This is a genomic window from Brevibacterium sanguinis (genome assembly GCF_003315415.1).
Lineage (GTDB): Bacteria > Actinomycetota > Actinomycetes > Actinomycetales > Brevibacteriaceae > Brevibacterium > Brevibacterium celere_A.
In genome coordinates this window covers 145,846-156,279 of record NZ_QNSB01000008.1, presented here as the reverse complement: position 1 = coordinate 156,279, position 10,434 = coordinate 145,846, and the positions used below count along the sequence as shown (strand labels likewise).

12 protein-coding genes are annotated in these 10,434 nt (G+C 68.8%); 3 read left to right on the top strand and 9 right to left on the bottom strand.

All coding sequences use genetic code 11. The features are described 5' to 3' along the window. Positions 1–152: 152 nt before the first annotated feature. Together DFO65_RS12655 and DFO65_RS17410 are read left to right on the top strand one after the other, a co-directional pair. Positions 153–1,622 carry an alanine/glycine:cation symporter family protein gene (locus DFO65_RS12655; RefSeq protein WP_113904799.1) on the top strand — a complete coding sequence of 490 codons (1,470 nt, stop codon included), beginning with the start codon at positions 153–155 and terminating at the stop codon, positions 1,620–1,622. Between the two features lie 9 nt (positions 1,623–1,631). Continuing rightward, positions 1,632–2,258 carry a pyrimidine dimer DNA glycosylase/endonuclease V gene (locus tag DFO65_RS17410; protein ID WP_113904798.1) on the top strand — a complete coding sequence of 209 codons (627 nt, stop codon included), beginning with the start codon at positions 1,632–1,634 and terminating at the stop codon, positions 2,256–2,258. Between the two features lie 37 nt (positions 2,259–2,295). On the opposite strand, the gene DFO65_RS12645 is transcribed toward DFO65_RS17410, so the two are convergent. From DFO65_RS12645 to idi, 7 genes are read right to left on the bottom strand one after another with little or no spacing between them, the layout of a single operon-like run. Beyond that, positions 2,296–3,168: a prenyltransferase gene (locus DFO65_RS12645; RefSeq protein WP_181778720.1), complete on the bottom strand. Its 873-nt coding sequence runs from the start codon at positions 3,166–3,168 to the stop codon at positions 2,296–2,298. Positions 3,169–3,173: 5 nt separating this feature from the next. Next, complete coding sequence (locus tag DFO65_RS12640) at positions 3,174–3,482, bottom strand: lycopene cyclase domain-containing protein (RefSeq protein WP_113904796.1); 309 nt, start codon at positions 3,480–3,482, stop codon at positions 3,174–3,176. Then, positions 3,479–3,844 carry a lycopene cyclase domain-containing protein gene (locus tag DFO65_RS12635; protein WP_113904795.1) on the bottom strand — a complete coding sequence of 122 codons (366 nt, stop codon included), beginning with the start codon at positions 3,842–3,844 and terminating at the stop codon, positions 3,479–3,481. The genes DFO65_RS12640 and DFO65_RS12635 overlap by 4 nt, the downstream gene beginning before the upstream one ends. Further along, positions 3,841–5,670: a phytoene desaturase family protein gene (crtI, locus tag DFO65_RS12630; protein ID WP_181778719.1), complete on the bottom strand. Its 1,830-nt coding sequence runs from the start codon at positions 5,668–5,670 to the stop codon at positions 3,841–3,843. The genes DFO65_RS12635 and crtI overlap by 4 nt, the downstream gene beginning before the upstream one ends. Before the next feature lie 32 nt (positions 5,671–5,702). Beyond that, a complete protein-coding gene (locus DFO65_RS17110; RefSeq protein ID WP_181778718.1) occupies positions 5,703–6,548 on the bottom strand; it encodes a phytoene/squalene synthase family protein in 846 nt (281 codons plus the stop codon). Continuing rightward, positions 6,545–7,642, bottom strand: coding sequence for a polyprenyl synthetase family protein (locus tag DFO65_RS12625; protein ID WP_245940726.1), 1,098 nt, complete (start codon positions 7,640–7,642; stop codon positions 6,545–6,547). The genes DFO65_RS17110 and DFO65_RS12625 overlap by 4 nt, the downstream gene beginning before the upstream one ends. Continuing rightward, entirely contained in the window at positions 7,639–8,262 is a 624-nt protein-coding gene (idi, locus tag DFO65_RS12620) for an isopentenyl-diphosphate Delta-isomerase (protein WP_220151313.1), read from the bottom strand. The genes DFO65_RS12625 and idi overlap by 4 nt, the downstream gene beginning before the upstream one ends. Positions 8,263–8,343: 81 nt before the next feature. Here idi and DFO65_RS12615 point away from each other — a divergent pair, with 81 nt between their 5' ends. Next, a complete protein-coding gene (locus tag DFO65_RS12615; RefSeq protein ID WP_113904792.1) occupies positions 8,344–8,862 on the top strand; it encodes a MarR family winged helix-turn-helix transcriptional regulator in 519 nt (172 codons plus the stop codon). 113 nt (positions 8,863–8,975) lie between these two features. Here DFO65_RS12615 and DFO65_RS12610 read toward each other — a convergent pair whose 3' ends face one another. Together DFO65_RS12610 and DFO65_RS12605 are read right to left on the bottom strand one after the other, a co-directional pair. Beyond that, complete coding sequence (locus DFO65_RS12610; protein WP_113904791.1) at positions 8,976–9,674, bottom strand: hypothetical protein; 699 nt, start codon at positions 9,672–9,674, stop codon at positions 8,976–8,978. Positions 9,675–10,012: 338 nt separating this feature from the next. Beyond that, on the bottom strand, positions 10,013–10,426 hold the full coding sequence (locus DFO65_RS12605; RefSeq protein WP_113904790.1) for an ectoine synthase: 414 nt from the start codon (positions 10,424–10,426) through the stop codon (positions 10,013–10,015). Positions 10,427–10,434: the final 8 nt, after the last annotated feature.

Here is a 10,434-nt window from a genome sequence, read left to right as displayed (position 1 = left end):
GGGTGGCGGGGGCGGCGACGGGCGGGTTGCGGTCAATCCTAGGGACGGACGGCAGAGGCCGGGTGAGGCCAGGGTGGCGAACGGGTGAATCCTCGGTTCTGGCAGAATGAGGCGAAGTCCCCGGCACCGTCTTCCGCATTGGAGCAATGAGAATGAACTCCCTCGACGGCCTCATCGCCGCAGTCAACACCTGGCTCGGGTGGGTGCTCCTCGTCATCCTCATCGGCGTGGCGATCTACCTGAGCATCCGCACCGGGCTCGTCCAGCTGCGCCTGCTGCCGGAGATGTTCCGCGTCATCGGCGAGTCGGCGGGCAGGGACGAGGACGGCAACAAGTCGATCTCCTCGTTCCAGGCCTTCTGCATCTCCGCCGCGTCCCGGGTCGGCACCGGCAACATCGCCGGCATCGCCCTGGCGATCTCCATCGGCGGCCCCGGCGCTGTGTTCTGGATGTGGGTGATGGCGATCCTCGGCTCCGCGACCGCCTTCGTCGAGTCGACGCTCGGTCAGCTCTACAAGGTCAAGGACAAGGGCTCCTTCCGCGGCGGCCCCGCCTACTACATGAGCATCGGCCTGCGGAAGCCGTGGATGGGCACCCTCTTCGCGGTCATCATCGCCGTCACCTACGGCCTCGTCTTCAACTCGCTCCAGGCCAACTCGATCGTCGACGCCACGGCCACGAGCCTCGGCGTCGACACCAGCACGGACACGTGGCTGCCGATCGGGCTCGGCATCGGCCTCGCGCTCATCACCGGGCTGATCTTCCTCGGCGGCGTCCACCGGATCTCGAACATCTCCGCCGTCATCGTGCCGGTGATGGCGATCGCGTACCTCATCCTCGGCGGCGTCGTCGTCGTCCTCAACATCACCGAGGTGCCCGCGATGTTCGCGCTCATCGTCACCAATGCCCTCGGCTTCGACTCCGTCGTCGGCGGCGGGATCGGCATCGTCATCATGCAGGGGGTGCGCCGTGGCCTGTTCTCCAACGAAGCGGGCATGGGGTCGGTGCCGAATGCGGCCGCCACCTCCTCGGTCTCGCACCCGGCGAAGCAGGGCCTCGTACAGAGCCTCGGCGTCTACTTCGACACGCTCCTCGTGTGCTCGATCACCGCGTTCATCGTGCTCCTGTCCGATCCCGTCTACGACGAGGCCCAGGGCGCCTCGCTGACGCAGACCGCCCTGTCGTCGCAGCTGGGCGGTTGGGCCGTGCACTTCCTCACGATCGCGATCTTCCTCTTCGCATTCTCCTCGATCCTCGGCAATTATTACTACGGCGAGGCGAACATCGCCTACCTGTTCAAGACCAGGGCCCGCGGGGCCGTCATGGGCTACCGCGTCATCGTCATGATCGCGGTGTTCACCGGATCGGTCATCGCCCTGCCGCTCGCGTGGTCGGCCGCGGACATCTTCATGTCGATCATGGCCCTGACCAACCTCGTCGCCGTCTTCTTCCTCGCCCCCACCGCGATGCGGCTGCTGAAGAACTACACGAGCCAGCGGAAGATGGGACTCGAGCCGGTCTTCCACCGCAGCGACATGCCCGACATCGACGGGCTCGAGGCCTGGGACGGCACCGACGAGGTGACCCGGCGCGAGTTCTGGGAGGCGAAGAGGGGCGCCTGAGGAGCTGGAATGCGACTGTGGAGCCTCCACCCCGGCCTCCTCGACCGGCAGGGGCTGACCGCGGTGTGGCGCGAGGCGCTGCTCGCCCAAGCCGTGCTCGCCGAACGGACGAAGGGCTACCGCCGACACCCTCAGCTCGAGCGGTTCCGCGCCCAGCCCGACCCCCTCGCCGCCGTCGGCGCGTACCTGCGGGCCGTCGCGGAGGAAGCGAGTAACCGCGGCTACTCGTTCGATCGCTCCCGCATCGATGTGCCGGCCGGGATCAGCAGCGCCGAGGCTGGGGGTCGTGACGGTGCAGGTGCCGAGGTGAGGGATGGGCGAGGTTCAAGCGCCGAGGCCGAGGACGACCGAGGTGCGGACGTCACGGTCGGGAGTGGCCGGAACGCGGGCGCCGAGGCGAGGGACGGCCGAGGTGCGGGTGCCATGGTTCCGGATGGCCGAGGCTCGGACCTCGAGGTTCCGCTGATCCCGGTGACCGACGGGCAGGTCGCGTACGAATGGCGGCACCTGCTCGCCAAACTCCGCCGACGCAGCCCCGAGCGCCTCGCCGACCTCGACGCCGACTCGGCGCCGCCGACCCACCCGCTGTTCACCGTGGTGCCCGGGCCGATCGCATCCTGGGAGCGACCGGACTGAGCGTGCGGGTCAGAGGGAGTCGGCGACGCCTCGGGCCTCAGGTGCCGCGGGCGACGCCGATGAGCAGCAGGGTGAGCAGGAAGCCCGTGACCAGGTTGAGCCAGAGGAAGCGCCGCCACCCTCGGTTGGCCTCCTCACAGCGCTCGTCGGACAGTGACCAGAAGGGCAGAATGCTGAGGATGTAGGGAATCGCGAACAGCCCGGCAAGGGCTCCCGGCCAGTCTGCCGCCACGATGACGAGCCCGGCCAGGACGTAGAGCGCGACTGCCGTGCGCACCGTCCTCGCCGCGCCGAGCTCCGTCGCGATGGACGCGATGCCCGCCTCACGGTCCGCGACGATGTCCTGGACGGCGCCGAACGCCTGCGAGGCCATCCCCCAGAGGAAGAAACCGCCGAGGGAGGCGACGACGGTCGGCGTCGCCGAGGCGCCGGCCAGCGCGCATCCGAATGCGGCGGGTCCGACGAAGTGCGCCGCGGACGTCATCGAGTCGATGACCGGACGCTCCTTGAGCCGGATCCCGGGCGCCGAGTAGGCGACGACGGTGAACATCGTGACGATGAGGACCACCGCCGAGACCAGTGTGCCCGCGGCGAGCAGCACGAGGAGGAACGGTGCGGCCAGCAGCGCCGCGGCCCGCAGGGTGAGCCGGTGCCACCGGGAGGACAGGACGATGCCCTCGATCCCGCCCTTGCGCGGATTGCGCAGATCCGACTCGTAGTCGAACACGTCATTGATGCCGTACATGAGAAGGTTGTAGGGGAACAGGAAGAACATGGTTCCCACGCCGAGGTGAACGACCGACTCACCGCCCGACATCAGGTACGCGGCGGCGAACGGGTACGCGGTGTTGACCCAGCTGAGGGGCCGCGAGGATCCGACGAGCTGGCGGAGCGCCTCGGGGGCGAGCACCCCGCTCACCGTTCGCTCTCCCTGCGGGCCAGAGCGGCGACAGCAGGAAGCAGCAGTCCTGCCGCGACCGGCCACGCCAGATCCTCGATCGGGGCGAGTCCGATGCGCCAACCGCTGAGGCGAGCGGCGTCGTATCTGAACAGATCGGCGGCGATCATGAGGTTGTCGAACACCAGGGTGAGCGCCACGAGAATCCCGATCGTCATCGTCGTGGCCTTCCACCAAGAACGTCCGAGACGACGCTTCCAGGTGGCGAGGACGGCGAGGGCCACCGACGGTGCGAGAAAGAGACCGGCAAGTGCGAGATAGCTCATCGTCGCACCTGCCGGAGCGATCGTCGCGCCTTCCGAGGCGATCGTGGCGCCTCACGGGGCGATCGAGCCGCGATTCGGTGCACGAGGAGGGCGAGGTAGGAGAGGAAGGTGATGAAGACGATCTCCTCGAGCGGCAGCTCCGGGGCCAGCATGATCCCCGTCATCAGCGCACTCGAGCCGACGGCGTAGTGGCCGGCGGCGATCGCGGCCAGGTCCCAGGCGAGGAAGAAGACGACGCCGGTGACGAGGACGAGCACGGCGCGCCACCTCAGTCGAGGCAGCACGAGCCGGTACCGGAGATCGAGCACCACGAGGCAGGCGGAGGAGACGAGGAGTGCGACGAGGTAGAGCATGTGCGTCATCGGCGCTCCCCGACTGGAGTGCGGACATCGTCCGTGGCAGCGTCATCGTCGTCAGGAGGGACCGGGGATCCGACCCTCCCGGAACGCGGCGGCGACGACTGCGGTTCGGACGGCGGCGACGACTGCGGCTCCGGCAGCGGTGACATCCCAGTGTCACCGCGGAGTCGTTTGACGAGGATCTCGGCGCTGATCAGGCACATCGGCAGACCGATCCCGGGAATCGTGCTCGACCCGGCGTAGTGGAGACCCTCGACGCGCTTCGAGGTGTTGCCGGCTCGGAAGACGGCGCTCTGGGACAGCGTGTGCTCGGGCCCGAGGATCCCGCCGCGCCACGACCGCAGATCCTCGGCGAAGTCCGTGGGCCCGACGGTCCGGCGGGTCACGATCCTCTCGGCGAGGTCGGGAATCTCCGCCCACCGTGCGATCTGCTCGATCGCCCTGTCGGCGATGGCCTCGACCGCCGGCGCGCCCGTGCCGCCGACCCCACCACGACCCAGGGCCGGGTCGGCGGGCATCGGGATGAGAACGAAGAGGTTCTCCATGCCCTCCGGCGCCGCACCCGGGTCCGTCGCCGAGGTCCGGCAGACGTACACCGAGGCGGGATCGGGCACTGTCCCCGACCGGATGGCCGAGAAGTTGGCCGACCAGTCGCGGGTGAAGAGCAGGCTGTGGTGGGCCAGCTGGGGAAGGCCGCCGCGAACGCCGAGCATGACGAGCACTCCCCCAGGTCCGCTCGTCCTCCGGGCCCACCAGCTCTCCGGGTACGTCTGCAGCGCGGGTGGGAGCAGGCAGGTCTCGACATGGTGCAGGTCGGCTGCGGCGACGACGACATCAGCGGGCATGTCGTCCTCAGTCCCGTCGGCGCGGCGAACCCGCACGCCCGTCGCTCGGGCCTGCGGTCTGCGGCCCATCCTGTCCCGTCCGCGCCGAGGTGCCCGTCGTGCGCCCGGCTCCCTGTCCGCCGAGGCGGCTGCTCCCTCGAGGGGGTCGGTGAGCACCGCGGTCGCGGCGGTGTCGGTGTGGAAGCGGACTCCCGACTCGCGGGCGAGCCGGACGATGGCGTCGATGAGAGCACCGAATCCGCCCTGCGGGTAGAGGACTCCTCCCGTGAGATCGAGTGCGCTCATCAGGTGGTACATGCTCGGTGTGCGGTCGGGCGAGGACCCGAGGAAGACCGCCGGGTAGCCGAGGATCTGCCGGATCCGCCGGTCGGCGAAGCGTCGGGACACGAATCGTTCGAGCGACTGGAGCAGCAGGGGTCCGAGTCGATGGATCCGGCCGAGCAGCGGACGGGAGAGGAACGGTCGAAGCGAGGAGAACGAGGTGTAGAGGAAGTGCTCGATGGCCATGTCGAACGTGTGCGCGGCCGACTCGAGGTACCTCTCGAGAGCGCGTCCCGCTCCGGGCTCGAGCTCCTCGAACAGGGCGACGTTGGCCGCCCTGTCTGCCCTGATGTCGACCGCGTCGGCCGGCCGGGCTCCGCTCTCGCCCTCGAAGAACACCCGGTACGCGGGGTCGAGGCGCTGCAGGGACAGCTCTGCCTCGGCGGAGGTCCCGAGCAGTCGGAAGAAATGGTCGAAGACCTCGGGCATGAGATACCAGGACGGTCCGGTGTCGAAGCGGAACCCCTCCTGCTCGATGACTCCGGCCCGCCCGCCGAGCTCGCCCCTGGCTTCAACGAGGTCGACCGAGCAGCCCTCGCGCGCGAGGAGGGCGGCCGACGCCAGACCGGCGATCCCACCACCGATGACGACGACCGTCCTGCGGCTCGGCCGCGCCGTGTCCCGCACTTCGTCTGTCCAGTCCCCGTGAGCCTCGCCGCTCATGCCGTGCGTCCTTCCCGGGTCGACCGTGCCGCTCATGCCGTGCACCCTGCCATCGCCCGCAGCACGATGAGCGCCTTGCGCCCATCGGAGACCCGGATGCGCCTGCGCCGGATCTCCGCGGCCGGAGTCCGGCGCAGGCGCTGGGAGAGCGCGGCGAAGAGATCGTGGGCGACGGCGACGGCCCGTCGGCTGGTCGAGGGAAGGTCGGGGATCGCCTCGGCGGCGAAGGCGAGGTCGTGGTCGATGTCGTCGAGCAGCGCGTCGCGGTCCTCGTCGGTGAAGGTCGTGGGGTCGAGCCCGGGGAAATAGGTCCGGCCCAGGATGTCGACGTCGTCGCCGAGGTCTCGGAGGAAGTTGACCTTCTGGAGTCCGGCGCCGAGGCTGCGGGCGTTCGGCGCCAACCGATCGTAGGCGGCCGGTTCGTCGACCGTGAAGGCGCGCAGGCACATGAGCGCGACGACCTCTGCGGAGCCGAAGACATACTCCGACAGGCTCTCGGGATCGTGGGTGCTACGCGTGAGGTCGGCGCGCATGGAGGCGAAGAACGGAGTCACGAGCGAGTCGTCGATGCCGCAGCGCCGGGCGACGGCGGAGAAGGCGTGGACGACGAGGTTGGCGCTGCGGGAGCAGCGCAGGGCGCGCAGCGTCTCCGCCTCGAGGTCGTCGAGCTGAGCGGCGCGCAGCTCGGGGGTGAGGATCGGATCGGGGTCGTCGACGATCTCGTCGGCGATGCGGACCAGGGCGTAGATGCTGCGGACGTCCGTGCGCACCGGTTCGCCCAGGAGTCGGGTGGCCCATCCGAACGAGGTCGAGTACCCGCTGATCACTCTCGAGGCGCTTGCCGCCGCGACGCTGTCGTAGCGGCCGGCCGTGGTCATCGGAGCACCTTCTCGGAGCTCGCCCGAGCGGCAGCTGGGGCGCGCATGCCGAGGGCGGCGTTGTCGCGCAGCTCGTCGATGAGATCGCTGATGACCTCGAGGACGGGGTCCGGCAGCGCCGAGCGTTCCGCACCGGTGAGCGCGGCGTCGAGGTGGCGGTCGGCCAGAGTCTGCACGACGGCGCGCGCCCCGCACTCCTCGAGCAGGTCCCGCGCCCGTGCGGCCTCGTGGTCGCTGAGGTCCGAGAGTCCGATGAGGGCCTGCACCTCGGGCCAGACGGACGTCGGCCGAGCCGCTGCGATGAGACAGGTGATCTTGCCCTCCCTGAGGTCGCTCGTCGCGCTCTTACCCGTGCGGGTCTCGTCGCCGAAGACTCCGAGGAGGTCGTCGAGCAGCTGGAATCCGATGCCGACGAACCGGCCGACGTGCCCGAGTGCCGCGGTCACCTCGGCGGGCGCCTCGGCGAGGATCGCCCCGGCCTGCAGGGGCAGCTGGAACGAATAGGCGCCGGTCTTGAGTTCAGCCACGCGCAGGGCCTCGTCGATCGACGCGCTCTCCGCGGACAGCCCCGTCCGGACATCGGTGAGCTCGCCCGTGACGGTCGCGTGGACCGCCTCCTCGACGAGCTCGATGAGCTGGTCGACCACCTCGGCGCCGGCGCCGCATCGCGCGACGAGGGTCATCGCGGACAGCAGCGCGAGGTCACCCGCGAGGATTCCCGCCGCCGTCCCCTGATGCCGGGCCGCTGCCTCCTCCGCGCCTCGGGACCGGGCGTGCGCGGCGAAGGATCCGGAGACGTTGAGACGGCCTCGACGGGTGTCCTCACCGTCGATGACGTCGTCATGGATGACGAACGCGGTGTGCAGCAGCTCGAGCGCAGCTCCCGCGCGGAAGGCGCTCGGTCGCGCGTGTCCGTCGAGAGCGTCGTGCGCGGCGACGACCAGGCGCGGTCGGAATCTCTTGCCGCCGGCCGTCGCCGAGCACAGCGCCGTCCACAACCGGTCGTGATCGTCGCCGAGGCGGATGGAGCGTTCGAACCCGGAGCAGAACACGCGCTCAAGCTCCTCGTCGGCGCTCCGGGGCGTCGAGGTCACGACAGCGCCCCGATGGCGGTGCGCTCCCCGGTCGAGGCGGGCCCGTCCGTGGACTCCTCCGAGCATTCGTCGGTCCCGAGGGACGTCCGGATCCGGGCGAGCACTGCGGCGAGGTCGGGGACCTGGGCCGCCATCCACGGGCTGACCGTCCACGGGGCGAGGCGCACCACCTCGGCGATCTCACCGAACGGCACCCATCTCCAGTCGATCACCTCGGCGGCACGGGGACGGACGGTGCCGCGCAGGTTCGCCGAGTAGACCGGGCAGATCTCGTTCTCGACGACTCCGGAGGCATCGACGGCTCGGTAGCGGAACTCGGGCAGGACACATCGGATCTCGCTGACCGCGACACCGAGTTCGTGCTCCGCGTACCGGTCGATGGCCTCCTCGAAGGTCTCCCCGATCCGAGGATGGCCGCAGAACGAGTTGGTCCAGACGCCTGGCCAGGCGGTCTTGGCCAGGGACCGGCGGGTGACGAGCAGGTTCCCCGTGTCGTCGAGGACGTAGCAGGAGAAGGCCAGATGCAGCGGGGTCCGCGTCGTGTGGACGGTCGCCCGGGGCGCGGTGCCCACGGTCTCGCCGTCGTCGTCGACGAGGATCACGTGGTCCTCGGCAGTCATCCTCATCGCGATGTCCCATCTCCGGCTCGTCAATGTAATTAGCTAGGCTAACTATCTTTCAACCTAGTACCATTGATCCTCATGGTCAACCCTCCGCATCCCGACCCTCCGCCCGGCGGCTACTGGTACGAGGGCACGGAGGACGCGGTCGGCCTACTCGCCGCGGTCCGCCGATTCCGGCGCGCCGATCAGAGGATGCGGCGGAGGATGGAATCCGACATGGACGTCAATGCGACGGACGTCGAGGCGCTGCGGCACATCATCGCGAGCACCAGAGCGGGGATCCCCCTGACGGCGCGGGAGCTCGCGGCTCATCTCGGCATCTCGACGGCGTCGACGACGAAGCTGCTCGACCGACTGAGCGGATCGGGACACGTTGAGCGCACTCCCCACCCGTCCGATCGCCGCTCGGTGATCGTCACCGTCACCGAGCACACGCATCGCGAGGTCGCCGCGGAGCTGGGCGGAATGCACGAATCCATGCTCGAGATCGCACGGACAGTGCCGGTCGAATCGCGTCAGGCCGTCATCGACTTCCTCGACGCACTCGCAGACTGCGTCGACCCGCCCGACCCGGACGACGGGGACGCGGCAGGCTGAGCACGGAGCGGGTGGAGTCCGGGGACGGAGCCTCGGCAAGCCGAACCCGCCCGCGAAGACGAAGGGAGCCCGAGACGCCGTTGTCTCGGGCTCCCGGCTCACGCCGACGGGCTCTACTTCTTGACGGTCTTCGACTTCGCGCCCGTCGCCCAGCTCACCTGATCGAAGACGATCCGGTACGACTTCTTGCCCTTCGACTTGACCTTGTACGTCGCCTTGCCCTTCTTCGCCTTGATCGTCTTGACGGTCTTCCACTTCCCGTTCTTCTTGACCTGGAACTTCACCTTCGGGTTGTAGTTGACCCAGCCGTAGGACTCGGGGTCGTAGCGCTTCGTCTTGGCGCTGAGGGTGACCGACTTCCCGCTGCGCTTGGCCGAGAGTGAGGCCGTGGCCTTTCCGCGGACGTAGAAGTGGCCCTTCGTGTAGTCGGTGCGATCGACCATGTCCCACGACGACTCGCTGTAGGCGAAGACCTCGGACGGCCCGAGCCCGTACTTGCCGAGTCCGTCCAGCGACGGACAGATGAAGGCCCGAGTCTTCTTCGTGTCGCCACTGCTGGAGAAGTCGGCCGAGCCGACCCAGCCGCCTCTGCGAGTGACATCGGCATAGACGTCCCAGTTGTCGACGCCCGACTTCTTGTGTGACATGTGGACATCGACGTTGCGGCAGTTCGCGTCCGAGACGACGATGCTCTTCGCCGACAGCTTGGTGACATCGAACGAGGTCGCCGCGGCGTTCGCGGCGACCGCCGGACCGACGACGAGGGACAGGGAGGCGACGGCCGCGATGAGGGCGCGCTTGAGGAACGTCATGGATACTCCAGGAACTGAGAGGGATGGGGATGCCAGGCGTCGAAGTCCCAGGTGAGTAGTGTCGGCAGACAGAAGCTACGAAAAGGTAAGGTGTCGTTGACGTCACAGTACCACATCCGCAGTGAGTTTCCTCAGCTGCTCGACTGTTCTCCGACCAGGTGAGAGGGCTTCCGCGAAGATCGCTGCCATCGAAAGGGCTGCCGGCGGCAGGCGGGGAAGCCGGAGGATTGCAGCCAGAAGGTTTAGAGGCCGGAGGATTGCAGGCGAGAGGCCTGGGACTCCGTTGTCCCAGGCCTCTCGGTTCTTCAGCGCGCGGCGTCACCCCGCGACGCGCGGCGTCAGTTCCGCACGGCGTCCGCGGCGTCGTCCTCGACGACGAGCGGGTAGACCCCGTTCTCGTCGTGGACTTCGCGTCCGGTCACCGGCGGGTTGAACACGCACGCCATGCGCAGCTCGGTGTCGGCCACGACGGTGTGCTTCTCATGCCCGTCGAGCAGGTACATCGTCCCATCGGACAGGGGATGCGTCTCACCGGTCTCCTCGTTGATGAGAGTGCCCTGGCCCTGCACGCAGTACACGGCTTCGATGTGGTTCTGGTAGTGGAAGGTCGAGCGGGTTCCCGCGTAGATCACGGTGTCGTGGAAGGAGAACCCCACCCGCTCCCGGCCGAGCACCATGCGCCTGCTGCGCCAGGTCTCGGACTTCACGTCGCGGTCGGTGTCGTTGAGGTCGTCGCGGTTGACAACGTACATCCGTCGTC

Coding starts and splice junctions, on each gene's coding strand:
- DFO65_RS12655 (WP_113904799.1), top strand. CDS start 153: ATGAACTCCCTCGACGGCCTCATCGCCGCAGTCAACACCTGGCTCGGG.
- DFO65_RS17410 (WP_113904798.1), top strand. CDS start 1,632: ATGCGACTGTGGAGCCTCCACCCCGGCCTCCTCGACCGGCAGGGGCTG.
- DFO65_RS12640 (WP_113904796.1), bottom strand. CDS start 3,482: ATGAGCTATCTCGCACTTGCCGGTCTCTTTCTCGCACCGTCGGTGGCC.
- DFO65_RS12635 (WP_113904795.1), bottom strand. CDS start 3,844: ATGACGCACATGCTCTACCTCGTCGCACTCCTCGTCTCCTCCGCCTGC.
- crtI (WP_181778719.1), bottom strand. CDS start 5,670: ATGAGCGGCGAGGCTCACGGGGACTGGACAGACGAAGTGCGGGACACG.
- DFO65_RS17110 (WP_181778718.1), bottom strand. CDS start 6,548: ATGACCACGGCCGGCCGCTACGACAGCGTCGCGGCGGCAAGCGCCTCG.
- idi (WP_220151313.1), bottom strand. CDS start 8,262: ATGACTGCCGAGGACCACGTGATCCTCGTCGACGACGACGGCGAGACC.
- DFO65_RS12615 (WP_113904792.1), top strand. CDS start 8,344: ATGGTCAACCCTCCGCATCCCGACCCTCCGCCCGGCGGCTACTGGTAC.
- DFO65_RS12610 (WP_113904791.1), bottom strand. CDS start 9,674: ATGACGTTCCTCAAGCGCGCCCTCATCGCGGCCGTCGCCTCCCTGTCC.
- DFO65_RS12605 (WP_113904790.1), bottom strand. CDS start 10,426: ATGTACGTTGTCAACCGCGACGACCTCAACGACACCGACCGCGACGTG.